The organism is Pseudomonas sp. FSL R10-2189, from assembly GCF_009600325.1.
Classification (GTDB): domain Bacteria; phylum Pseudomonadota; class Gammaproteobacteria; order Pseudomonadales; family Pseudomonadaceae; genus Aquipseudomonas; species Aquipseudomonas helleri.
The window spans coordinates 24,704-49,573 of sequence record NZ_WIVZ01000040.1; the positions used below are offsets into that span (position 1 = coordinate 24,704).

The window sequence follows — 24,870 nt, forward strand, 5'->3', positions numbered from 1 at the left end:
CCCCTTTCTGCCTCACCCCTATAAGAAAGATAACGGAGCCACCATGTCTGAACGTTGCAACTCTTATTACACCGCCACCCTCACCCATGAAACCGATTACCCGACGCTGCAAGGCCAGCACCGGGTTGATGTGGTGATTATTGGCGGCGGTTTTACCGGCGTGGCGACCGCCGTCGAGCTGGCCGAAAAAGGCCTGAAAGTGGCCATTGTCGAGAGCAACAAAATCGGCTGGGGCGCCACCGGGCGTAATGGCGGGCAAGTGACGGGCAGCCTCTCGGGCGATGAGGCGATGCGCAAGCAGATGCGCCGTCGCCTTGGCAGCCAGGTCGATGACTTTATCTGGCACTTGCGTTGGCGCGGGCACGAGATTATCCAGCAGCGGGTCGAAAAATACGGCATCCGCTGTGACCTCAAGCACGGTCATTTGCATGCCGCTTACAAGCCCAGCCACATGGAAGGCTTGCGCAAGGACTACGACGAAGCGGTGCGCCGTGGCATGGGCAGTGAAGTGTCGTTGCTCGACCGCAGCCAGGTGCGCGACATTCTGCAAAGTGACCTGTATGACGGCGCGATCAAGAATATGCGCAACATGCACCTGCACCCGCTCAACCTGTGCATTGGCGAGGCCCGCGCAGCCGAAAGCCTCGGCGCGCTGATTTTCGAAAACAGCGAAGTGCTGGAAATCATCCACGGCGACACCCCCGGCGTGCGTACGGCCCACGGGCGCATCGACGCCAATCAGGTGCTGCTGGCTGGTGATGTGTATCACAAGCTGGAGCCGGGCAAGCTCAAGGGCAAGATCTTCCCGGCCATGGGCGGGATTGTCACCACCGAACCCCTGGGCGACCTGGCTCGCCAGTTGAACCCCCAAGACCTCGCGGTGTATGACTGCCGCTTCGTGCTCGACTACCACCGCATGACCGCCGATGGCCGCCTGCTGTTTGGCGGCGGTGCCAATTACAGCGGCAAAGACTCGCGCGACATCGCGGGGGAATTGCGCCCGTGCATCGAGCAGACCTTCCCGGCGCTCAAAGGGGTGAACATCGAGTACCAGTGGAGCTGCGCGATGGGCATTGTGATCAACCGCATCCCGCAACTGGGCAAACTCTCGAACAACGTCTGGTACTGCCAGGGCTACTCGGGGCACGGCATCGCCACCAGCCACATCATGGGCGAAATCATGGGCCGGGCGATCACCGGCCAGTTGGAGCAGTTCGACACCTTTGCCAGCTGCCAGCACATCCGCGTGCCCATGGGCGACCTCCTCGGCAACCCGATGCTGGCGGCGGGCATGTGGTACTACCAGATGCTTGAGCGGTTGCGCTGATTAAACCCACCCAACTGAACATAATCGCAAGCCCGCTCCCACAAAGGGCCGTGTAAACCGTGGTTACACGGTGTACTGCTTGAACAGTTCTTCTTTGATGATCAGCAACGCGTCTTCGTAGTAGCGCTCGCCCCGCGCTTCGCTGAGCAATACCGAACGTACGCTGCCTTCACCTTCGCTCGGGGTGTGCTCGCAGGTGAGGTAGAACTCGGCCGTTTCGGGCTTGAATTCCAGGTAGTAAAACAGCTCGCGACCTTCGCGGTGCCAGTAGCCTATTTCTCTGCGCATGGGGTTCCTTGGTCAATAAGCCGGGCAATACGCTCCAGCGCGACTTTCAAGCGTTGCGCACTCGATGCCGCTGTCAGGCTGATGCGTACCGCATTCAGGGTGCAGGATTTAACCGCAAACACCTCCGCCGACACCACCTCCACACCGACCTTTTGACAGACCTGGGCAAAGCTGACGTCAGCAGGTGCCAGTGTCAGCCAAATATGCGGCGATGGCGTGTCTGTCTGAGACATTACCGCGCCCAGTAATTTTTTTGCCAGGCGCCAGCGCCGGGTCACTTCTTCGGTTTGCCAGGCCAAGCGCTGCACTGCCGTGCCGTCACTGAGCCATTGATTGGCAATCGCCACGCACAGGGGCGAAATCCCCCAGTGCGCCGATTGCGCATGCGGGTCGATGCGCGCCAGCAACGCCGGGCTGGCAACAATCCAGCCCAGGCGCACCCCGGCAGCCACGGTCTTTGACAAGCTGCTGACGAGTATCCCCAAGTCCCCCAGGTAGTTGCACAACGGCGGGCTGTCGGTGAGCGCGCCATATACGTCGTCTTCAATGATCCACACACCATGGCGCCGGGCAATCCGGGCAATCGCCTGCTTGCGTTCGTCGCCCATCACCGCCGATGTCGGGTTGTGCAGGGTCGGAGTCAGCACCGCCATGCGCGCCCCGGTGGCGCGGATGATGCGGTCAAAGTCATCGGGCACGATGCCTTGCCCGTCCATGGCGATGCCATGCATCGGCAAACGCAGTTGCGCGCAGGCGGCTTTGATCCCCGGCGCGGTCAGCGCTTCAACCAGCACCGGCTCACCCGCCTGGCACAACGACAGCAACACCGTGAACAACCCTTGCTGCGCGCCGGTGCACAGCATGATGTTGTCCAGCGGCACAGGCAGGCCACGTGCCTTGAGCCAACTGGCACCGACAACCCGGGCCTGGAGCAGGTCGGCCGCGCTCAGGTAATGCTGCAACCGAATCGACTGATGGGTTTCCAGCAACCATTGCAGGGCCTGCGGATCGCTTTGGCTGGCGTGGTCTATCGCCGGGATGTTGGTGCGCAGATCAATTTGCCCGGTGTGCTCATCGACCTGTTGCAAACGGAACAACGTCGCCTCCTGGCTGCCCGACAGCACGTAGGTGCCGCGCCCGACTTCGCCTGACACAAGATGGCGCCGCGCCGCCTCGCGATAAGCCTGCATGGTGGTGCTGGGGTTCCAGCCCAATGCCCAGGCCAGCCGCCGTTGTGGCGGCAAACGCTCACCGGGTTTGAGTTCACCGCAGCTAATGGCGTGGGCAATTGCGTCTACCAGCGCCAGATAACGCGGTTGTGCTGAATCGCTTATGAGGGGAATCCACATTTATTGTCGGCCATGCAATATAAGTCTCGGCCCATACAATGCGGCGCCCCTAGAATCGAGTCAAATCCTCTGATGACGGTGTGCCATGTTTGACCTCACAGCTCTTCGACTCGCCGCGACCACGGTGTACCAAAGCATGCCCCCTACCCCGCAACTGGCCTGGCCCCTGCTGGCCGAACAACTGGACTGCACGGTCTGGGTCAAGCACGAAAACCATACCCCGACCGGCGCCTTTAAAGTGCGCGGCGGCATGTTGTACGTGCAGGGCTTGCTGACCCGAGAGCCCGACACTCGCGGCCTGGTCACCGCCACCCGTGGTAATCACGGCCAGAGCCTGGCATTGGCCGCGCGCGCCCATGGGCTGACAATCAGCATCGTGGTGCCCGAAGGCAATTCCCGAGAAAAGAACGCCGCGATGCGCGCACTGGGCGCCACAGTGATCGAGCACGGCAAAGACTTCGACGAAGCACGCAGCCATGCCGCTGCCTTGGCCGCCGAGCATGGCTTGCATCTGGTGCCGGCCTTTCACCCGGACCTGATTCGCGGGGTTGCCACCTATGCGCTGGAGTTGCTGGAGGCCGTGCCCGACCTGCACACCGTGTACGTGCCCATCGGCATGGGTTCGGGCATCTGCGGGCTGATCCAGGCCCGCGACCTGCTGGGGCTGCAGACCGAGATTGTCGGCGTGGTGTCCGAGCATGCCGATGCTTATGCGCAGAGTTTTGAACAGGGCCAAGTGGTGTGCACTGACACCGCCCACACCTTCGCCGACGGCCTGGCCTGTCGCCAGCCACAACCTGACGCGCTGGCAATCATCGCCAAGGGCGCCGCGCGGGTGATCCGCGTGTCAGACCGCGACATCGCCCACGCCATCCGCGTGTACCACGAAGCCACGCACAACACCGCTGAAGGCGCGGGTGCCGCCGCATTGGCCGGGCTGATCAAAGAACAGCCGCTACAGCAAGGCCGCCGCGTGGCCGTGATTTTGAGCGGGGCCAATATCGACCGTCAGTTGTACGCCGCACTTCTCGAAGAAGACCTCGTGTAGGCGCTGCCGCAGGCTGCGATCTTTTGATCTGATCGCAGCCTTCGTTCCTCGTCAGCGACTACGGTGGCCATGACCTCCCCCCATCCAAGGACGCAACCGCGTCCTTAAATAAAATTTCACCTCTGCGACAAATTGTCTTTATTTGTGACAAAAACAGGCTCAAAATAAAAACTGTACCGTACAGTACCATTCTAAAACCTACGCTAGCAGTGCATGTAAAGGCCTTGGCTGCCGGCTTCAGGGATACCGTAATGAAAAATGCTAAACAGGAGGCATCTGCCTCTAAAGGGAGACACCTGATACTGGGTGTCTTCGGGATTTTGCTTGGGCTAAGCGGCCTGTTCCTGGCAATCATGGGCGCTCAACTGGTCACACTGGGCGGCTCCTGGTACTACCTGCTGGCAGGTTTCGGCCTGCTGATAAGCGGTGTGTTGTATCTACGTAGAAAGCCCGCCGCCACGCTGGTGATAGGCGTTGTGTTTGTCGCGACCGTGATTTGGGCACTGTGGGAAGTGGGCTTTACGTTCTGGCCGATGGTGCCGCGTCTGGCCCCGTTCCTGGTCATCGGCCTGCTGGCCGCGTTGTTGCACCCATGGCTCACCCAAGGCCGTCACCGGGCAGCCAGCTACGGCGGCGCAGCGGTATTTGCCGGTGTCCTGGCCGTGGGCTTCAACGCCCTGTTCACTCCGCACGGAGTGATTGAAGGCGAGCCGGCTCTGGCCGTCCAGCCGCAAGCAAAAGGCACCGATAAAGCCGCCGACTGGAGCCATTACGGCAGCAACCCGGCCGGCACGCGCTTCTCGGCGCAGACGCAAATCAATAAAGACAACGTCGACAAACTGCAAGTGGCCTGGACCTACCGCACCGGCGAAATCGCCGAGGGCGCGTCGGAGTACCAGAACACCCCAATCCAGGTTGGCGATACCCTGTACACCTGCACCCCGACCAGCAAAGTGATTGCCCTGGACGCCGACACCGGCGAGCAACGCTGGACCTTCGATCCAAAAGCGCAAAACACCAAAACCTGGAACCGCTGCCGTGGCGTGAGCTACTACGAGCCGGCCAAGGTCGAACACCCCTTGGTGTTCGCGGATCTGAAGCCCGCCAAAGCGGCCCAGGGCAACAGCTGCGCCAAGCGCATCGTGCAAGTGACCATGGATGCGCGCCTGATCTCCATCGACGCAGAAACCGGCAAGCCCTGCGAAGACTTCGGTGACCACGGTTCAGTCGACCTGACCACGGGCCTGGGCCGGGTCATGGAAAACGTGCCCTACTACGCCTACACCTCGGCACCGACCATTTCGCGCAACTTGATCATCCTCGGCGGCTGGGTCTTTGATGGCCGCTCACTGGACGAACCCTCGGGCGTGATCCGTGCGTTCAGCGCCGACACCGGTGAGCTGGTCTGGGCCTGGGACCTGGGCAACCCGGACATCACCAAGCTGCCACCTGAAGGCGAAACCTACACCCGCAGTACGCCGAACATGTGGTCCACGCCTGCGTTCGACGATGAGCTGGGCCTGGTGTACCTGCCACTCGGTAACCAGCAGCCGGACTTCTGGGGCGGCACCCGCCCGGAGCTGACCGAGAAGTACTCCTCGGCCGTGGTCGCCCTGGACATGGCAACAGGCCGCGAGCGCTGGACCTTCCAGACCGTGCATCACGACCTGTGGGACTACGACATTGCCGCGCAACCGTCGCTGTATGACGTGCCGGACGGCAAAGGCGGGACTATCCCGGCGCTGATCCAGCTGACCAAGCGCGGGCAGATCTTCATGCTCGACCGTCGCACCGGCCAGCCGATTGCCGACGTGATCGAGAAGCCGGTGCCACAGGACGTCGCTGCCGGAGACTGGGTGGCCAAAACCCAACCGTACTCGGTGGGCATGCCGACGTTCGGTGCCGATCCACTGACCGAAAAAGACATGTGGGGCGCCACGTTCTTTGATCAGTTGATGTGCCGCATCAACTTCAAAAAGCTCAACTACAACGGTGAATTCACCGCCCCTAGCACCCAGGACACCCTGATTTACCCGGGCTACTACGGGGGCTTCAACTGGGGTGGCGGCGCGATCGATGAAAACACCGGCTACCTGTTCGTCAACGACATCCGCATCCCGCAGGTGGTCAAGCTGGTGCCGCGTGAAAACGTCGACCTGTCGCACCTCAAATCTGGCCACGGCGTCGGCAGCACCTACCCGATGGAAGGCACACCGTTCGTGATCGACCACAAGGGCTTCAACTCGCCGTTGGGCATTCCGTGCCAGAGCCCGCCTTGGGGCGTGTTTGCCGCCATGGACCTGAACACCCGCAAGAAAGTCTGGGAGCGCCCTGCCGGTACGGTTGAAGACGCCGTGATCAACGGTGTACGCGCCAATCTGCCAATCCCGCTGGGCATGCCGACCCTGGGCGGCGGTGCAACCACTGCTTCCGGCCTGGTGTTCTACGCCGGCACGCAAGACTACTACCTGCGGGCCATGGACATGGCCACCGGCAAGGAAGTCTGGAAAGGCCGCCTGCCGGTCGGCGGGCAAGCTACGCCCATGACCTACCTGTCGCCTAAAACCGGGCGCCAGTATGTGGTCATCGTCGCCGGTGGCGCACGTCAGTCTCCAGATCGCGGGGATTACGTGATAGCGTACGCGCTCCCTGAAAAAGAGTAGTTCCCATGTCACAGTTGCACCGCTCCAGCCCTTCAACCGCAACCCGGAGCGAGGAGAAGCGGCGCAACTTGCTGATCACAGCCAGTGAACTGTTTTTGCAGCACGGCTACGATGGCCTCAGCATGGACGCCATCGTAGCCGCTGCTGGCGGCTCCAAAGCCACGATTTACCGGTACTTCGGCAGCAAGGCCGACTTGCTGGTGGCGGTGGTCGAATACCTCTGCGAAGACTTCATCATCAACCTCAAGCAACTCGACACCTCGGGCATCGAACTGACCCGGGGCCTGGAGCTGATTCTTGAAGAACTCGTGGCGGTGGTCACCAGCCCGCGCCATGTCGACTTCTACCGGCTGGTGGTCAACGGCTCGGCGCACGTGCCGCAAGTGGGGCAAACCTGGTACGAACACGGCCCCAAAGTCTGGCACCAGTTGATCTTCAACCTGCTAGAACAGCAACGCCATCGCGGCCTCATCGCGGCCAACAGTTCGTTCTCCGAACTGCCGCCCATTCTCTTCGACGCGCTGTTTTCACACCTCACCACGCGCACCGTGATGCTGGGGCAAACCTGCACGGCCAAAGCCTTCGCACCGATGATCAACGAACTGATCGCCCTGGTGGTCCGGCGCCTCAAGGCTCCCTGATACGCGACAACTATGGGCCGATATGGCTATGCTCATGCCCATGAGCTCATCCAGTGTGGTCCGCCAACCCTGCCCTCCCGGCGCTTGCAATTGCGAGCGCGACCACCTGTTGACGCAACCTGCTCCCGACCTGCGCATTTTGGGCCTCACCCGCCAGGCCGAAAAAGTCATGATTGAGCACCTGGAAAATATTCAGAGCCTGGACGATCTGCAGCGCATGCAACGGCGCATGTACGAACAGCTAGGCATAAAGGTGCAGGTTGAACCCGGCTTCAATGAGGTACGGACCATGCGCGGGATCGAAATCCGCGTCGCCGACCAGCCTGGTTTGTGTCGCAAAACGCGCCAGTCGATTCCGGCGGCCATTCGTCGAGCCTTGGAAAAACGCCCGGAGATTGCCTACAAGCTGCTCGACAGTCACGACCTGCTGCGTGACACCTGAACCTTCTGTTAAGAGTAAACTTTGCGACATATCCGGCAATTATCAAGCCAAGGCGCTGGTTTTCCTTGCTTATACCTACTCAATCACTTATAAGCGCGTTTTTGAATAACGATAGAGCCACACCATGAGCACCGGATTCACCGAGGACGAAATGCGTATAGCGCTCGGCCTTGATCTGCCCGTAGCGACAAAGCCAGTTACGCCAACCGCTCCACCTGCAACTCCCGCCACACCCAAACCCGCTGCAACCCTCACTCCCAAGCCCGCACCGCGTGCACCGGTCAAGCGTCGAGGGCCGATGTTGCGGGTCACCCTGCACGTCAGCAAAGTCTATGACGGCGAAGAAACCGTGTTCATTCACGACTCCAAACTGCTGAGCCAGTTCGACGCCGAACAAGAGGCCAAAAAAGCCTTGGCCAAAGCCGGCTTTAAATATTTTGTGGTTGACTCGATTGTTCGGGTTGACTGACGCTGACACGTCTGACGTAACGTTGCCCCAGGACTACATGCCAAGGAACCTGCCATGCACAGCCAGCCTCTGAATGCCGCCGACTTCGACGACCTCGAAGACACCCTGCTCAAATACGGCGACGATCACACCATCCTCAACACCTGCGAGCTGGATGGCTTCTTTACTGCACTGGTTTCAAGCCCGACGCATGTCGACATCGCCGACTGGTTCCCCGCGATCTGGGGCGGCCAGAACCCGGACTGGGAAGACCCCGAAGAAGCCAAACACTTCATCGAGCTGAGCGTACGCCACTTCAACACCCTGGCCCGCCAACTGGCAGAAGACAGCAAAACCTTTGCGCCGCGCTTTGAAGAATCCGAACACCAGGGCCAAACCTTGACCCTGGCTGAAGAATGGTGCTTCGGCTACATCCGCGGCGTGACCCTGGCGCAATGGCCCGACATCCAGACCGGCCTGCTGAAAACCATCGTCGACCTGGCTGAGCAAGACAACTTTGAACTGCCAGAAGACTTCGACGTACCGGCCTACCAGCAACAAGTCGCCCTGGTAGCCCCGGCCGCCCGCGCCTTGCATGATTACTGGCTAAGCCAGCGCTAAACCATCCCCTTTGTAGGAGCGAGCTTGCCTCGCGATCTTTTTAAAAGATCAAAAGATCGCGAGGCAAGCTCGCTCCTACAACCGCAGTTTTTTCGCCTCGCAGGCCACGCTTATGACCACCCTCGCCCACTTCGACACGCCGATCAGCGAGCCGATCAACGCACAGATCATGCAACTGGTCGTTGACCATCTCAGTGACATCAGCGCCATGGAAATCGCGCCGAGCAACCTGCTCTACAGCATCTATCAGTACGCCATCGGCTTTGAAGTGCACCTGTACCTGCAAGCCCTCGACGGCTCAAAAGGCATTGCCGTAGAACTGATTGTCGCCACCGATGAACAAAACCCGGAGAAGGTCACCGGCTTCGTCCTGTACTTGCCGTACAAAGACGACCCGCAGGCCTGCGGTGTGGCCTATATGGCCGAGTTGGCCAGCCATCGCCATCTGGGCGTGATGCAGGCCATGCTGGAGGAAGTCACCCGCCGCTACCCGCACACCGAACTGAGCTGCAGCGTAAGCAAAGTCGCCGCCCTGCAACGTATGGGCTTTAAGGTCATCGGCACCCGTGGCCCGCAAGTGCTCATGAACACTCGCGATTACAGCTCGGACGGGCTCATGGGCGTGCTGGACGTGGCAGCGGTGTATCAGTCCACCGAGGTGCGGCAGATCCACACCTACCTGCTCAATCGCAACGGCAAAAAAGCCATGATGGACGCCGAAAAGAAACGCGACCGCCAGATCGACCAGCTCACCGCCAAAGCCAAGGCTTTCGTGGCCAGCCTGAAATAACGCATGATGGGCGCATTCCGATCCGAGGCAACGTTATGCGCCGTCACTTCACCCTCATCCGCCTTGCCGGGTTTAGCCTGGGCCTGATCTTCAGCGCCAGCGCACTGGCCAGCGAAGAATCGCAACTGGTTGACTCCATCAACGTGTATCGCAGCCAGGCGCAACCGTGCGGCGCCCAAGCGTCGCAAGAACTGCCCCCGCTGACCTCTGATATTCGTCTGGTACTGCCCGCCAACGGTTTTGGCGATTTGCAGGAGTCGCTCGCGCAAGCCGCCTACCCGATGGTCAACGTGCAAGCCATCAACCTCTCGGGCCCGCGTGACTCCGAAGCGGCGATGAAAGCCGTGCGCGAAAGCTTCTGCAAAGTGGTGCTCGACCCGCAGTTTGTCGACATCGGTGTCAGCCACACCGGGCAGGATTGGCGCATTGTGCTGGCACGCCCGCTGTTGACGGCACGCCTGGGCGACGCTCAGGCAGAGGGCCAAAAGGTTCTTGAACTGATCAACAGCGCCCGCACCCAGCCGCGCCAATGTGGCACCCAGGCCTTCGCACCTACCGGCCCATTGACCTGGAACGCCACCCTGGAGACCGCCGCCCAGACGCACACCCGCGACATGGCCAACAACAATTACTTTGACCACAAAGACCGCACCGGCGGCACGCCGGGAGATCGCGCAGAACTGGCTGGCTACATTGCCCAGCAAATCGGCGAGAACATCGCCGCCGGCCTGGACACGCCCCGCAAAGTCGTCGATGGCTGGCTGGCAAGCCCCGGGCACTGCGCCAATATCATGAACCCGCAATTTCGCGAGTTGGGCGCCGCCTATGCGACCGACCCTAAAAGTGATGCAGGCATCTACTGGACCGCGTTGTTCGGCACGCAGTAACACTTAAGCAGGAAGGGTTTTTGCGAGGAGTGTAGCGAGGGATGTTGCGGGGAAGGCGGCGAGGCTAAAAAAGAGCCCCGCCCAACGGTTGTTGGGCGGGGCTGCTTTTTTACAGCGCCATGTCGGCCGCCGGGTTGCTTGGAGCAGGCTTGGCCGGCTCAGCAGGTGCTGCTGGTGTACCGTTGGCTGCCGGGATGGCCGGCGGCGGAGTCAGTTGCAGCACATCGGCGGTGTACGCCCATTCCTGTGCAACGCGCTCAGGCGAACCGTTCAGCTTGGTGCCATAGCTTGGCACGATCTGGTGCAGCTTGGCTTGCCACTCAGGGGTCGCAACCTTGTCCTTAAACACGGTTTCAAGCACGTTGAGCATGATCGGCGCAGCGGTCGAAGCACCTGGCGAAGCGCCCAGCAAACCGGCAATGCTGCCGTCTTTTGCAGCAACGATCTCGGTGCCCAGTTTCAGCACGCCGCCTTTCTCTTCGTCACGCTTGATGATCTGCACACGCTGACCGGCTTGCCACAGACGCCAGTCTTCTTGCTTGGCGTTCGGGTAGTACTCTTTCAGCGCGTTGAAGCGGTCTTCGTCCGACAGCATCAGCTGGCCGGCCAGGTACTCAACCAGTGGGTATTGTTCGATACCGACTTTGGTCATTGGCCAGATGTTGTGCGCCGTGGTGCTGGTCAGCAGGTCGAAGTACGAGCCTTCTTTCAGGAACTTGGTCGAGAAGGTCGCGAACGGACCAAACAGGATGACGCGCTTGCCATCCAGCACGCGGGTGTCCAGGTGCGGAACCGACATCGGCGGAGCGCCAACCGAAGCTTTACCGTAAGCCTTGGCCAGGTGCTGCTCGGCAACCGTCGGGTTATCGGTCACCAGGAACGAACCGCCTACCGGGAAGCCAGCGTATTCCTTGGCTTCAGGGATACCGGATTTCTGCAGCAGGTGCAGAGCCCCACCGCCAGCGCCGATGAAGACAAACTTGGCGTCAGTTTCGCTGGTGGTGCCGTCCTTGAGGTTTTTGTACACCACACGCCACGAACCATCTTCGTTGCGCTTGATGTCTTTAACTTCGCTGGACAGGTTCAGCGTGAAACCAGGCTTGGTTTGCAGGTAGGACACGAACTGGCGTGTGATTTCGCCGAAGTTCACGTCAGTACCGATTGGCGTCCAGGTGGCCGCGACTTTCTGGTTCGGGTCACGCCCTTCCATCATCAGCGGTACCCACTTCTTGATCTGGTCCGCGTCTTCGGAGTACTGCATACCCGCGAACAGAGGGCTGGCCTGCAGCGCCTCGTAGCGTTTTTTCAAGAACTTGATGTTGTCATCGCCCCACACAAAGCTCATGTGCGGAGTGGAGTTGATGAACGAACGAGGGTTTTTCAGAACACCGTTCTTGACCTGCCAGGCCCAGAACTGACGCGAGACCTGGAAGGCTTCATTGATTTCAATGGCCTTTGGGATCTCAACGTTGCCGTTCTTGTCTTCAGGGGTGTAGTTCAGTTCAGCCAAAGCTGAGTGACCGGTACCCGCGTTGTTCCAGCCGTTGGAGCTTTCTTGAGCGACGCCATCGAGACGTTCGATCATCTCCATGGACAGGCCGGGTTCCAGCTCGTTGAGCCAGACACCCAAGGTAGCGCTCATGATGCCGCCGCCAATCAGCAGGACATCAACGTGCTTTGGCTCGGCAGCGTGCACGGACGTGATGCCCATGGTCAGCGCCAGGCCCAAAAGCCCTTTGTTCATCTTCTTTAACATGTTGTCGTACCTAAGATAAAACGCCATCTACCCGACACGGCGCGCTGAACAGAACTGGACAGGGTTACAGGACAGGCTTGCCTGCAACCGAGCCCCTCATCAGGCCTTGGATCGGGTAGATATATAAGGCCTATGCACACTATAGACCTCACTTTTATGTACCTTGGGCGCTGATCTTTTATTGCTTTTGGCTTCAGCTACTTGGGTGACATTTCGGGTAAGTGCCGGGCGCGGCCGATAACAGGTCTGCCCTGTCCAGCTCCTTCACTCCCGACACCTTCTTGCGACTCCATTGGTACTGACACCTCTTGCAACTCTTTCCAGAGAGCCTGCCCGGCTGCAAAAAACCGGCGGTGTCAGCCTTCAAACCGCGACATTCTACCTCAGGTGGCACTTTTGACGTAAACGCATCTTTTTAGCGATGTGAAGTAGATCAATGGCTAAGGGACAGTTCACGTACAATCGCGCTTTTGCCACCGCTGCCCACAGGATTCACCCATGTCTTTGAACAAACGTAACCAGGCACAGATCGAACGCCGTCTGGTTAAACACCTGACCGATGCCTGTGAAACCGCCAAAGGGCAAATTCCGGGCTTTGTCTGGCTCACCCATTCAGTCGACTTCGAAGCTTTCCCGGCCAGCCTGAAGGTGGTCTGGGTGTTCGACAACCAGGTCAACAAAGACTTCGCCCTGGCCGATGGCGAGGCGCGGTTCATGGTTGAACTCACCACCCGTGCCCTGGCCGACGCCAATATCAACGTGCGCCAGGTGGCCAACCACGTTTTTTATGACTCCGAAGACGAATGCCAGCGCGCCTGTGGCGGCGACTGGGTCAAACGTCTAGCCCAGAAAACCACCCGAAAATAGAGAGACTACACAGTGAGAATTGCACTTTTACTGCTGTTAAGCGCGCTGTCGATGCAAAGCTTCGCCGCCACGGTGGGTGAACACCTTACCCCCTGGACGCTGCAAGACCAGCACGACCAGCCTTACACCCTGGACGCCAACACCCACGTGCTGTTGGTGGCCCGCAACATGGACGGTTCCAAGCTGGTAAAAGCAGCCCTGGAAAACCAGCCTAAAGGCTACCTTGAGGCCCGCCATGTCGCCTTTTTGGCGGACGTGCATGCCATGCCGTCATTGATCGGCAAATTCATCGCCATCCCGAAAATGCGCGACTACAGCTACCGCGTCGTGCTGGATCGCGACGGCAAGATCGCCGCCCAATACCCCGGCGCAGACGACCAGGTGCTGTGGTTGCAACTGGACAACGGTACGCTGGTGTCGCAGCAAACCTTCGCCAACGCAGACGCCCTGCGCGCCGCCCTGGAAAAACTCCCCACCGAGTAATCCCCACGACACTTGTGTAGGAGCGAGCTCGCCTCGCGATCTTTTAAACGATCAAAAGATCGCGAGGCAAGCTCGCTCCTACAATGGGATTGCGCATCCATTCATGCATAAACCTCATGCAAAGGCTGCACGTTATACGTTTGCCTTGTGGCGCCAAGACCCTGAAAATCCTGCCAAATCAATTTCACCGCGCGAGCGCGTTAGCCAGCTCCATGCGCCGAGTGAATGTAGAACTGAATTTGCCTGCAGGAAATACCACCGATGATCGCCCGCCTCGCCCCCCTCCATCGTCTTGATGACGCTTATCAACGTTTTCTAAGCGCACTGACAACGGAAGGCTTCAAGGGTGAAATCGCCAGTGATTTCGGCCTCAGAACCGTGCTGGCCACCGACAACTCCATTTATCAGCGCTTGCCGCAGGCTGCGGTGTTCCCCAAGGATTACGCCGATGTCGAATGCCTGAGCACACTCGCCGCGCGGCCGGAATACCGCTCTATCGTGCTGACCGCGCGTGGCGGCGGCACGGGCACCAACGGCCAGTCGCTGACCGACGGGGTGGTGGTCGATCTGTCCCGCCACCTCAATAACATCCTCGAGATCAACGTTAAAGAACGCTGGGTGCGCGTGCAAAGCGGTGTGGTCAAAGACCAGCTCAACGCAGCACTGAAAGTCCACGGCCTGTTCTTTGCCCCCGAGCTGTCCACCTCGAATCGGGCCACCATCGGCGGCATGATCAACACCGACGCCAGCGGCCAGGGCAGTTGCACTTACGGCAAAACCCGCGACCACGTGCTCGAACTGTCGACCGTGCTGCTGGGCGGCAAACGCCTCGACAGCCAGGCGCTGGCAAACGAACTGGCGCACCGCCAGGCCGAGCGCAACGACGTGATCGGCGAGGTCTATCGCTGCGCGCAAGACATTGCCGACAACCAGCAGCAACTGATTAAAGAAATCTTCCCGCCGCTCAACCGCTCCCTCACCGGCTATGACCTCGCCCACCTGCGCGAAGCCGATGGGCGCTTCAACCTCAACAGCCTGTTGTGCGGCTCTGAGGGCTCGCTGGGTTTTATCATCGAAGCCAAGCTCAACGTGCTGCCCATCCCGCAGCATTCGATTCTGGTCAACGTGCGCTACGCCAGCTTCATGGACGCGCTGCGCGATGCCAAGGCGCTGATGGCCCTCAAACCGCTGTCGATCGAAACGGTGGACTCAAAAGTCCTGATGCTGGCGATGAAAGACATCGTTTGGCATGGCGTCGCCGAATACTTCCCCCAGGACCCGGCCACGCCCACCCTGGGCATCAACCTGATCGAGTTCAGCGACGATGACAACGAGCGCCTGGAGCAGCGCGTTCATGACTTTATCGAACACTTGAACACCGACACCGGCGTGCGCCGCCTGGGCCATACACTGGCGGTGGGCAGTGAAGCGGTGAAACGCGTCTACACCATGCGCAAACGCTCTGTGGGCTTACTCGGCAACGTGCAGGGCGAGGCCCGGCCGCAGCCCTTTGTAGAAGACACCGCCGTGCCGCCGGAAAACCTCGCGGACTACATCGCTGAGTTCCGCGCCCTGCTGGACAGTTACGCACTGGAGTACGGCATGTTCGGCCACGTCGATGCCGGGGTGTTGCACGTGCGCCCGATCCTCGACATGAAAGACCCGCGCCAGGCGGCGCTTATCCGCCCGATTTCCGATGGCGTGGCGGCCCTCACGCACAAATACGGCGGCTTGCTGTGGGGCGAGCACGGCAAAGGCCTGCGCTCTGAGTACGGGCCTAAATACTTTGGCGCGCTGTACCCGGCGTTGCAGGCAATCAAAGCCGCGTTCGACCCGTTCAACCAGCTCAACCCCGGCAAAATCGCCACGCCAGCGCAGCTCAGCACGGCCCGCTTGACCCGCGTCGACGAAGTGCCGCTGCGCGGTGATCTGGACCGGCAAATCGACGAGCGCGTGTGGCAAAGCTACCAAAGCGCCGTGCACTGCAACGGCAACGGCGCCTGCTACAACTTCGACCCGGATGACGCGATGTGCCCATCCTGGAAAGCCACCCGTGACCGTATCCATTCACCTAAAGGCCGCGCTTCGCTGATGCGTGAATGGTTGCGCCAGCAAGGGGCGCAAGGCGTGGACCTGCTGGGCAACTACTCCACCGGCGTGCTGCGCAGAACCCGCAACTCGCTGGCCAGATTGCTGGGCGAGAAAGACTTCTCCCACGAAGTGTATGACGCCATGGCCAGCTGCCTGGCGTGCAAATCGTGCGCGGGGCAGTGCCCGGTCAAGGTCAACGTGCCGGATTTTCGCGCGCGTTTTCTGGAGCTCTACCACAGCCGCTACCTGCGCCCGCTCAAGGACTATGCCGTGGGCTCGCTGGAATTCAGCATCCCGCACATCGCGCGCTTCCCGAAGCTGTACAACGCCTTGATGAGCGCTGCGCCGGTTAAATACCTGCTGGAACGCGTGGTCGGCATGGTCGACAGCCCGCTGCTGAGCCTGATGGATTTCCATGCCGTGTGCGCGCAATGGAACGTGCAAATGGCCACGCCGAAAACCCTTTCACGGTTGAGTGACGAGCAGCGTAAACGCAGCGTGATCCTGGTGCAGGACGCCTTCACCCGCTATTTCGAGACGCCATTGGCGGCACAATGGATCGAGTTGATTGCCCGGCTGGGCTATCAGGTTTACCTCGCGCCCTTCTCGCCCAACGGCAAACCGCTGCAAGTGCAGGGCTTTCTCGGGGCCTTTAAAAAGACTGCAGCCAACACCGCCAAAGGCTTGCTGGCACTGGAGCAAAGCGGCATACCGCTGGTGGGCCTCGACCCGGCCATGACCCTGGTTTACCGCCAGGAATACGCCAAAACCCTCGAACAAGGCAGCGCGCCGCAAGTAGCTCTGCCGCAAGAGTGGCTGGTGACGGCATTGCCCGATACGCTCAAGCACGGCGCCCCGCAGGTGTACCAGTTCTTGGCGCACTGCACCGAGCGCACCAACGAGCCCGGCAGCGTTGATCTGTGGAAGAAGGTTTTCGAAGGCTTTGGCCTTACGTTGCAGGTACTGCCCAGCGGCTGCTGCGGCATGTCCGGGACTTACGGCCATGAAGCCCGCAACGCCAAGACCTCGGCGGTTATTTATTCGCAGTCCTGGCAGCCATTGGTCGAACGGCACATGCCGAGCGGCAACCTGATTGCCGATGGCTATTCCTGCCGCAGCCAGGTCAAGCGCCATGAAGGCAAAGCGTTGCAGCATCCATTGCAGGCATTGCTGGGCCACCTTCGCCAGTGAGGCGAGTTGTTTGAGTGGGTGATTGATGGCAGGCTGCTCGCATTCGTTGCGATGAGAATAAAAATGGATAATTTTTCCCAGATGCAAGCCTTTCTGTGGGCGCACGAACACGGCAATTTCTCGGTGGCCGCCAGGGCGAACGGAATCACCCCGTCCACCGTCAGCAAGCTGATCAGCCGCCTCGAAAACCGCCTGCAAGTGCGTCTGTTCCAGCGCGGCAACCGCAGCCTCACGCTCACAGAAGAAGGCTCGGCCTACCTGATGAGCGCACGCAAAGTCATGAACGCCATGGCCGAAGCCGACTCGTTGGCCGAGGCCTTCCCGACCCAGGTCAGCGGCGCGTTGCGCATCCACACCATGACCACCTTCGCCAAACACCAGATCGTGCCCTGGCTGCCGGAGTTCATGGCGACCTACCCCGGCCTCACGGTTGATTTGCAGGTCGGCCCACAGTATGTCGACCACTTTGACCAGGGCCTGGACATCGCCATTCACAGTGGCGTGTTGCCGGACTCATCTCGCGTTGCGCGCAAAATCGGTGAAAGCGCGTGGATCATCTGCGCCTCCCCCGAATACCTCGCCCGTAAAGGCACGCCCAATCATCCGGAAGACCTGCTCAACCACGACTGCTTCAACTTTGCCTTTATCAGTGCCTGGAACAACTGGCAGTTCAGGGTCGACGGCGAAACCGTCACGGTAGCCATCAAGCCCAAGGCGGTCTTTGCCCAAGGGGATTTACAGCGCGACATCGCCTTGAACGGCGGCGGAATCGTCAAGCTTGCGCAGTTCCATATAGGCGCGGACCTCAAGGCAGGCAGGCTGGTGCCCTTGCTGCAGGCCTACGACATCCCGTCCAAAGAGCCCATTTACTTGATCTACACCCACCGCAAGCATTTGAGCCCACGCATACGCGTGTTCAGGGATTTTCTGGAACAGAAACTTAAGGCATCGCCTTGGGACTAAACCACTTAACCCTGTAGGAGCGAGCTTGCCTCGCGAGCTTTTAAAAAGATCAAAAGATCGCGAGACAAGCTCGCTCCTACAGTTTTGACCGGCGGCTGCGCATCAAAAGGTCGGCGGTGAGACCGCGCTGACGACGATGCACACTTCATCAAACGGGTTGCGCATGCGGTGTGGCAAACGGCTGTCAAAGTAGTAGGCATCCCCCGGCGACAACACGCGGATCTCATCACCTACGGTCATTTCCAAACGCCCTTCAATGACGATGCCGCCCTCTTCGGCGTCGTGGGAATACAGCTCTTCACCTTCTTCACCGGTGTCTGCACCCGGTTCGTAACGTTCATGGAGGATCATCATCGAACTATTTTCGAGATTCGCTCCCACTTGTCTGTATGATAGCTTCTTGCCATCAGCGAGTTCGACCAGCTCATTGGCTTTGTAAAACACGGCGCGGTCAACCACCGCCGAGTCGGAGAAAAACACGCTGAGGGTGACGTTCAAGGGCCGCAGCAAACGCTTGAGGATGCTCACAGACGGGCTGGATTTATCCCGCTCGATAATCGAAAGCGTGGCATGTGGCACACCGGCCAGCTCTGCCAGGCCCCTGATCGAGAGACCTCGACTTTGTCGTAACGCCTTGAGCCTTGCGCCTACGGTGGCGGTCTCCAAAACCTCTGGTGGGCTTTCAGGGAGCTCTTCCCGGATATGCGGGCTTCGCCCTGTCGCCGATGTTTCTGTCACGGTGAATTCCTTAGCTAAACGGCACCCGAGCGGGCCAAAGTTTAATGTGGACCTTGAACTGCCGAATTTTCTTACACGGTAAAGGCAACTTAAACGCACCAGGCCGGGTAATCCCGTATCCTGTTGCACACTCCAGGCGCAGCAAAGTAGCACGGTTTCAAACAGGCTCACCCCTGAAGAAAACGTTTATTACTCTAGCTAAAAAAAACACCGACAGTTGGGTTTGTCAGTCTTTTTTAAATTTTAGACGTGAGAAAACAATCGCTTACCGTTTATCGGGCGATTCAGGGTTTTAATCGTCAGCGAAAATAAAGCTTGCCTGGAGACATCACCAGTGGTAAAAATTTTTACCACTGAATCACAACATCTGCGTAGAGGCTAATAATGCATAAATCACGCCACGCTGTTGCAGCATATGGACTTGCCCTCATTGGTTTAGCAGCTTCCCAAGTTGCCACTGCCCGTGATCTAACGATTGTCTCCTGGGGAGGCAACTTTCAGGACGCACAGCGCGAGCTGTTTTTTGCACCTTTTGCCAAACAAACCGGCAAAAAAGTACTCGACCAGAGCTGGGATGGCGGAGTGGGCGTGCTCGACGCCAAAGTCAAAGCTGGCAACCCTAACTGGGACGTAGTCGAAGTAGAAGGTGAAGACCTTGTACTGGGCTGCGAGTCCGGGCTCTATGAAAAAATTGACTGGGCCAAAATCGGCAACAAAGCTGATTTTATTCCCGAAGCGGTGAGCGAGTGCGGTGTTGGCAACATCGTCTGGAATACCGGCCTGTCGTGGGACGGTGACAAGCTCAAGACCGAGCCGACCTCGTGGGCCGACTTCTTTGACCTGGAAAAAATCCCGGGCAAACGCGGCCTGCGCAAAGGCCCTAAATACGCACTTGAGTTCGCGCTGATTGCTGATGGGGTCAAACCTGCCGACGTGTACAAAGTGTTGCGCACCCCGGAAGGCGTCGATCGTGCCTTTAACAAACTGGGCACCATCAAGTCGGACATCGTGTGGTGGGAAGCCGCAGCACAACCGCTGCAAATGCTGTCTGCCGGCGACATCGTGATGAGCTCGTCGTATAACGGCCGCATCACCGGTTTTAACACCAACGAAGGCAAAAACTTCAAGTTCCTGTGGAACGGCAGCGTCTCGGCCATCGACTCCTGGGCTGTGCTCAAAGGCAGCGAGAACAAAGCCGAAGCCATGGACTTCATCGCCTTCGCGAGCAAGCCAGAAGCACAGGCCAAGCTGCCCAAGTACATTGCTTACGGCCTGACCAACAAGAACGCCAACGAGTTCGTTCCGGCAGACTTGAAGCACACCCTGCCCACCACCCCGGAAAACCTCGCGCAGTCGATCCCTATCGATGTCGAGTTCTGGGTTGAGAACATCGAACCGCTGACCGAGCGTTTCAACGCCTGGGTCGCCCAGAAGTAAACCCCCGCCTCTTGGTCACCCTGCCACCGGTTCCCCGGTGGCAGGTCCACGACGTTATCTGCGCGCCGGTGCCTCTCATCATGATGAGCGTGCATGCCCCGGCGAAGATGCTGTGCGCCTGCTCTCAAGTGAGGATGGTTACGTGAAACACTTGGTCAGTTTTAAAAATATTCAGAAGACCTACGACGGCATACGTCCCGTGGTCAAGGATTTGAACCTCGATATCAAAGAAGGCGAATTTGTCACCCTGCTGGGCCCGTCCGGGTCGGGCAAAACCACCAGCTTGATGATGCTGGCCGGCTTCGAAACGCCGACCCATGGCGAGATTTACCTGAACGAAAAGCCGCTGCACAACCTTGCGCCGCACAAGCGCAACATCGGCATGGTGTTCCAGAACTACGCGCTCTTCCCGCACATGACCATTGAGCAAAACCTGGCCTTTCCGCTTTCTGTCCGCAAAATGAACAGCGTCGACAAAAAGCACAAAGTCAGCCGCGCTCTGGACATGGTGAAACTCACCGATTTCGCAAAACGCTACCCCGCGCAACTGTCGGGTGGCCAGCAGCAACGTGTCGCCCTGGCCCGTGCGCTCGTGTTTGACCCCAAATTGGTGCTGATGGACGAACCGCTGGGCGCCCTCGACAAGCAATTGCGTGAACACATGCAACTGGAAATCAAGCACCTGCACCAGCAGTTGGGCCTGACCGTGGTGTACGTGACCCACGACCAGAGCGAAGCCCTGACCATGTCGGACCGCGTGGCGGTGTTCAACGACGGCGTGATCCAGCAGATCGACACCCCGACCGCCATTTACGAGACCCCGAACAAAAGCTTCGTGGCGCAATTTATCGGCGAGAACAACACCCTGCTCGGCACCTTTATGTATTGCGACGAGCACTATGCCGTGGCGCGCCTGGATGACGGCAGCCTGATCCGCGCCGTGCCAGTGGCCGAGTGCCAGCCGGGCGACCAGGTGGCCCTGTGCATCCGCCCCGAGCGAGTAGTGGTCGGCCCGGCGGGCAGCACGCCGCTGACCGCGCGCATTCAGGAATACATCTACCTGGGCGACCACGTGCGCATGATCACCGAAATTGCCGGGCAGCCGAGCTTCATGGTCAAGCTGCCTGCCTCGCACATGAACATCAGTTGGACGGTAGGCAGTTCGATTTCACTTTCCTGGTCACCAGAGCACATCCGCGCTCTGGACGTGACTAAGCACTGAGATGTCGATCATGAGTCAGTCCGCCGCCAGTCACTCCGGCCAGACCCAGGAGCAGACGCCCACTCTCAGGGCCAAGCTCAGAAAGTCCGAACGTTCTTACACGTTCAAATCCCTGCTGCTGATCGCACCGCTGTTTCTGTTTGTGCTGGTGTGCTTTGCCTTTCCCATCGGCACCCTGCTCTCGCGCAGCGTCGACAACCCCGATGTGAACACCGCGCTGCCGGCCACCGTTGAGGCGCTGGCTTTATGGAAAGGTAAATCGCTGCCGAACGAACACACCTTCGAGGCACTGGTCAGCGACCTGACCAACGCCAAAGAGAACGGCCAAATCGGCCCATTGGCCAAGCGCCTGAGCTATGAAATCCCGGCTTACCGGACCCTCATCACTAAAACCCTGCGCAACCTGCCGGCCAGCGACGTGGCGTCCAAACGCGACGCGCTGCTTGCCATCGACAGTTCGTGGGGCGAGCTTAATTACTGGAAGGCCCTGAAGCAGGCATCGGCGCCGCTGACGCCTTACTTCTTGCTGGCCGCCCTCGACCACCGTATCGACTCTGCCACCGGCAACATCGTCAAGGCCGACCCAAACCAGTCGATCTACGTGGACATTTTTGCCCGCACCTTCGCCATCGGCGCCGTGGTTACCCTGCTTTGCCTGGTGCTGGGGTTCCCGGTGGCGTACTGGCTGGCCACCTTGCCAGAGGGCAAAAGCAACCTGCTGATGATCTGCGTGCTACTGCCGTTCTGGACCTCGCTGATCGTGCGCACCGCCGCCTGGGTGGTGCTGTTGCAGTCCGATGGCCTGATCAACCGTTCGTTGATGTTTCTGGGCCTTATCGACGCGCCGGTGCAACTGGTGTTCAACCGTACCGGGGTGATCATCGCGATGACCCATGTGCTGCTGCCGTTCATGATCCTGCCGCTGTACAGCGTGATGAAAAACATCCCTGGCAACTATGTGCGGGCGGCGATTTCGCTGGGCGCGCACCCGTTCGTGGCGTTCTGGCGGGTGTACGTGCCGCAGACCTTCGCGGGCCTGGCGGCCGGTGCACTGCTGACCTTCATCCTTGCCATTGGTTACTACGTGACCCCGGCCCTGGTGGGCGGTGCTGCGGACCAGATGGTCAGCTACTTCGTCGCGTTCTACACCAACAAAACCGTTAACTGGGGCATGGCGTCTGCACTCGGCAGCCTGCTGCTGATTGCCACCCTGTTGTTGTATGGGGTGTACGGCAAACTTACCCACCCTAACCAGGCGAGGTCATGACCATGCTGCCGCCTTATGCCTCCAAAGCCGAAAAACTGGCCCGCTTCGGTCTGGTGACGGTCTGCCTGTTGGTGCTGCTGTTTTTGATTATCCCGGTGTTGGTGATCATTCCGCTGTCGTTCAACTCGTCATCGTTCCTGACCTACCCCATGGACGGGTTTTCGTTGCGCTGGTACGAAGAGCTGATGTCGTCCCAGGAGTGGCGTCAGGCTTTTAAAAACAGCTTTATCATCGCCCCCGCCGCCACGGCACTGGCCATGATCTTCGGCACCCTGGCGTCTGTGGGGCTGTGCCGGGGCAACTTCCGCTTCAAGGGCGTGATCATGGCGTTTCTGATTTCGCCCATGATCGTGCCGCTGGTGATCGTTGCGGTCGGCCTGTACTTCTTCTTTGCCAAGCTGCAATTGCTCAACAGCTACACCGGTCTGGTGCTGGCCCATGCCATGCTCGGCGTGCCGTTTGTGGTCATCACCGTCAACGCGACGTTGCAGGGTTTTGACAACAACCTCAGCCGGGCTGCCGCCAGCCTTGGTGCACCGCCGCTGACGGTGTTTTTCAAAGTGATCCTGCCGCTGATTGCCCCCGGCGTGATCTCGGGCGGGCTGTTCGCGTTTGCCACCTCGTTTGATGAAGTCGTGGTCACGCTGTTTCTGTCCAGCCCGTCACAGCGCACCTTGCCCTTGCAGATGTTCTCGGGCATTCGAGAAAACATCAGCCCCAACATTGCCGCAGTCGCCACCATCATGGTCATTTTGTCGGTATTGATGCTGCTGACCCTCGAAGTCCTGCGACGACGCAACGAAAAACTGAAAATCAAACAACAATAACTCATGCCGTACACCTTCCCGGGCTTAACAGCCCGGGGCGGGTAACTCTTGTCCAAATTCAGAGGTTTTTATGCCGAATCTAGTGGGTGATGTTTCCAGCGCAGCCCGCATCCTGCCTGATCTCAAGGGTGAAAAACTGTTTATCCGCAACGGCAAAGGCGCCTACCTGTGGGATGACCAGGGCCGCCAATACATCGACACCGCGCTGGGCTTTGGGGCGGTGTTGCTGGGCCATTCCAATGACGCCGTCAATGCGGCGGTCGTGCAGGCACTGAGCGACAGCGCGGCGCCCTCCTGGGCCCATGTGCGTGAGCATGGCGCGGCGACGGCGCTGGCCAACCACACCGGCGAACTGAGCAAAGTCATCTTCACCAACTCGGGCAGCGAAGCCGTGCACCTGGCCTGCCGCGCAGCGCGGGCCTACACCGGTCGCGGCAGAATCGCCAAAATGGCGGCGGGTTTTGATGGCTGGTTCGATGACATCAGCTACGGCAACGTCACCTCCAAAGAAGCGAGCTTTAGCGACGGCAAGCGCCCGTCTACAGAGCGCACCACCCTGCTGCGCTTCAACGACTTTGACGATGTTGAGCGCCTGTTTGCCGAAGACAGCAACATTGCTGCGGTGATTCTGGAGCCAATGCTGGCCAATGCGGGCTGCATCATGGCCTTGCCGGGCTACCTCAAACACGTGCAAGACGTGGCCCACCGCCACGGCGCACTGGTAATCAGCGACGAAGTGCTGATGGGCTTTCGCCTGTATCCGGGCCTCGCGGCCCTGCAAGAAGGCCTGGACCCGGACATCGCCAGCGTTGGCAAAGCCATTGGCAACGGCGTACCGGTGTCGGCGGTCGTCGCCAAACCGCACATCCTCGCAGGGTTTGAAGAAGGCCGGGTCATCCGCGGCGGCACCTTCAGCGGCAACCCCATGGCCTGCGCGGCCGTGACCACCACCCTGGCGCAACTGGACAGCGTTGACTACCCGCAACTCATCGCCCGTGGCGACGCCTTGCGTGGCGCCATTGAAAGCATCTTTAAAAGCCACGGCATCACCGTGAGCACCAGCGGCTACGGCAACGTATTTGGTATCTGGTTGGGCGCCGTAGTCCCGAGCACCTACGAACAGGCTGCGCAAATCGCCAACTCCTCGTTTACCAAAGCCCTGCACCTGGCATTGCGCGAAGCGGGCGTACTGATCATGCCGTCGCCGTACGGCCGGTTGTACATCTCCTTCGACCACAGCGACCACGTGATCGAAGAAATCAAAACCGCGTTCGAACACGCGGCGGTTGAATTGAGTGCCGCGTATAGCGGTTGAGCGTGCGGGCGTACGCAATACACCTGTAGGAGCGAGCTTGTCTCGCGATCTTTTGATCCTGGCTCTTTTTACGGCCGCTGCGCGCCCGATCGCAGCCTCGTACCTCGTCAGCGGCTACAGGTGCGTAATACACCTGTAGGAGGGGCCGCCCCGTCTTCGACGCCGCGCTGTCGCGCAGCAAACAGGACAGCGAGTATCTTCAGCATCCC

Annotated in this window: 22 protein-coding genes; 18 read left to right on the top strand and 4 right to left on the bottom strand. The window is 59.6% G+C overall.

Features of this window, described 5'->3' with window-relative positions:
* Nucleotides 1-43 precede the first annotated feature (43 nt).
* Complete coding sequence (locus GHO32_RS22250; RefSeq protein ID WP_153442995.1) at nt 44-1,327, top strand: FAD-binding oxidoreductase; 1,284 nt, start codon at nt 44-46, stop codon at nt 1,325-1,327.
* Between the two features lie 63 nt (nt 1,328-1,390).
* Here the strand turns inward: GHO32_RS22250 and GHO32_RS22255 are convergent, their stop codons facing one another.
* Entirely contained in the window at nt 1,391-1,615 is a 225-nt protein-coding gene (locus GHO32_RS22255) for a hypothetical protein (RefSeq protein ID WP_047275647.1), read from the bottom strand.
* Nucleotides 1,600-2,964 carry a PLP-dependent aminotransferase family protein gene (locus GHO32_RS22260; protein WP_153335785.1) on the bottom strand — a complete coding sequence of 455 codons (1,365 nt, stop codon included), beginning with the start codon at nt 2,962-2,964 and terminating at the stop codon, nt 1,600-1,602. The genes GHO32_RS22255 and GHO32_RS22260 overlap by 16 nt, the downstream gene beginning before the upstream one ends.
* 85 nt (nt 2,965-3,049) lie before the next feature.
* Between GHO32_RS22260 and GHO32_RS22265 the strand changes: the two genes are divergently transcribed.
* The 8 genes from GHO32_RS22265 to GHO32_RS22300 all read left to right on the top strand — a co-directional run bounded on the left by GHO32_RS22265 (nt 3,050) and on the right by GHO32_RS22300 (nt 10,504).
* Nucleotides 3,050-4,012 carry a threonine dehydratase gene (locus tag GHO32_RS22265; protein ID WP_153335786.1) on the top strand — a complete coding sequence of 321 codons (963 nt, stop codon included), beginning with the start codon at nt 3,050-3,052 and terminating at the stop codon, nt 4,010-4,012.
* 251 nt (nt 4,013-4,263) lie between these two features.
* Nucleotides 4,264-6,675, top strand: a complete 2,412-nt coding sequence (locus GHO32_RS22270) for a membrane-bound PQQ-dependent dehydrogenase, glucose/quinate/shikimate family (protein ID WP_153335787.1) — start codon at nt 4,264-4,266, stop codon at nt 6,673-6,675.
* 5 nt (nt 6,676-6,680) lie between these two features.
* Nucleotides 6,681-7,316 (top strand): TetR/AcrR family transcriptional regulator, encoded by a 636-nt coding sequence (locus GHO32_RS22275; RefSeq protein WP_153335788.1) that lies wholly within the window; start codon nt 6,681-6,683, stop codon nt 7,314-7,316.
* Between the two features lie 40 nt (nt 7,317-7,356).
* The gene (locus GHO32_RS22280) at nt 7,357-7,758 is read left to right on the top strand and encodes a hypothetical protein (RefSeq protein WP_153335789.1); all 402 of its coding nucleotides are present in this window, start codon (nt 7,357-7,359) and stop codon (nt 7,756-7,758) included.
* A 124-nt stretch (nt 7,759-7,882) separates the two neighbouring features.
* Nucleotides 7,883-8,227 (top strand): hypothetical protein, encoded by a 345-nt coding sequence (locus GHO32_RS22285; RefSeq protein WP_153335790.1) that lies wholly within the window; start codon nt 7,883-7,885, stop codon nt 8,225-8,227.
* Between the two features lie 54 nt (nt 8,228-8,281).
* A complete protein-coding gene (locus tag GHO32_RS22290; RefSeq protein WP_153335791.1) occupies nt 8,282-8,827 on the top strand; it encodes a UPF0149 family protein in 546 nt (181 codons plus the stop codon).
* 112 nt (nt 8,828-8,939) lie between these two features.
* Nucleotides 8,940-9,617 carry a GNAT family N-acetyltransferase gene (locus tag GHO32_RS22295; protein ID WP_153335792.1) on the top strand — a complete coding sequence of 226 codons (678 nt, stop codon included), beginning with the start codon at nt 8,940-8,942 and terminating at the stop codon, nt 9,615-9,617.
* 35 nt (nt 9,618-9,652) lie between these two features.
* Nucleotides 9,653-10,504, top strand: a complete 852-nt coding sequence (locus tag GHO32_RS22300; RefSeq protein WP_153335793.1) for a CAP domain-containing protein — start codon at nt 9,653-9,655, stop codon at nt 10,502-10,504.
* Between the two features lie 109 nt (nt 10,505-10,613).
* Here GHO32_RS22300 and mqo read toward each other — a convergent pair whose 3' ends face one another.
* Nucleotides 10,614-12,260 carry a malate dehydrogenase (quinone) gene (mqo, locus tag GHO32_RS22305; protein WP_153335794.1) on the bottom strand — a complete coding sequence of 549 codons (1,647 nt, stop codon included), beginning with the start codon at nt 12,258-12,260 and terminating at the stop codon, nt 10,614-10,616.
* Nucleotides 12,261-12,758: 498 nt separating this feature from the next.
* Here mqo and GHO32_RS22310 point away from each other — a divergent pair, with 498 nt between their 5' ends.
* From GHO32_RS22310 to GHO32_RS22325, 4 genes are all read left to right on the top strand, one after another.
* Complete coding sequence (locus tag GHO32_RS22310; RefSeq protein WP_048369924.1) at nt 12,759-13,127, top strand: hypothetical protein; 369 nt, start codon at nt 12,759-12,761, stop codon at nt 13,125-13,127.
* Nucleotides 13,128-13,139: 12 nt separating this feature from the next.
* Nucleotides 13,140-13,610 (top strand): FAD/FMN-containing dehydrogenase, encoded by a 471-nt coding sequence (locus GHO32_RS22315; protein ID WP_368668490.1) that lies wholly within the window; start codon nt 13,140-13,142, stop codon nt 13,608-13,610.
* Nucleotides 13,611-13,871: 261 nt separating this feature from the next.
* Nucleotides 13,872-16,892: an FAD-binding and (Fe-S)-binding domain-containing protein gene (locus tag GHO32_RS22320; protein ID WP_153442998.1), complete on the top strand. Its 3,021-nt coding sequence runs from the start codon at nt 13,872-13,874 to the stop codon at nt 16,890-16,892.
* A gap of 63 nt (nt 16,893-16,955) precedes the next feature.
* On the top strand, nt 16,956-17,855 hold the full coding sequence (locus tag GHO32_RS22325) for a LysR family transcriptional regulator (RefSeq protein WP_153443000.1): 900 nt from the start codon (nt 16,956-16,958) through the stop codon (nt 17,853-17,855).
* Nucleotides 17,856-17,957: 102 nt separating this feature from the next.
* Here GHO32_RS22325 and GHO32_RS22330 read toward each other — a convergent pair whose 3' ends face one another.
* Nucleotides 17,958-18,764: a cupin domain-containing protein gene (locus GHO32_RS22330; RefSeq protein ID WP_227024728.1), complete on the bottom strand. Its 807-nt coding sequence runs from the start codon at nt 18,762-18,764 to the stop codon at nt 17,958-17,960.
* A 213-nt stretch (nt 18,765-18,977) separates the two neighbouring features.
* Here GHO32_RS22330 and GHO32_RS22335 point away from each other — a divergent pair, with 213 nt between their 5' ends.
* From GHO32_RS22335 to GHO32_RS22355, 5 genes are all read left to right on the top strand, one after another.
* On the top strand, nt 18,978-20,030 hold the full coding sequence (locus GHO32_RS22335; protein ID WP_153336757.1) for an ABC transporter substrate-binding protein: 1,053 nt from the start codon (nt 18,978-18,980) through the stop codon (nt 20,028-20,030).
* A 118-nt stretch (nt 20,031-20,148) separates the two neighbouring features.
* The gene (locus GHO32_RS22340) at nt 20,149-21,252 is read left to right on the top strand and encodes an ABC transporter ATP-binding protein (protein ID WP_153336761.1); all 1,104 of its coding nucleotides are present in this window, start codon (nt 20,149-20,151) and stop codon (nt 21,250-21,252) included.
* Nucleotides 21,253-21,262: 10 nt separating this feature from the next.
* A complete protein-coding gene (locus GHO32_RS22345; protein ID WP_153336756.1) occupies nt 21,263-22,519 on the top strand; it encodes an ABC transporter permease in 1,257 nt (418 codons plus the stop codon).
* A 2-nt stretch (nt 22,520-22,521) separates the two neighbouring features.
* Nucleotides 22,522-23,346, top strand: a complete 825-nt coding sequence (locus GHO32_RS22350; RefSeq protein ID WP_153336760.1) for an ABC transporter permease — start codon at nt 22,522-22,524, stop codon at nt 23,344-23,346.
* 70 nt (nt 23,347-23,416) lie between these two features.
* Nucleotides 23,417-24,661: an aspartate aminotransferase family protein gene (locus tag GHO32_RS22355; RefSeq protein ID WP_153336755.1), complete on the top strand. Its 1,245-nt coding sequence runs from the start codon at nt 23,417-23,419 to the stop codon at nt 24,659-24,661.
* Nucleotides 24,662-24,870 lie beyond the last annotated feature (209 nt).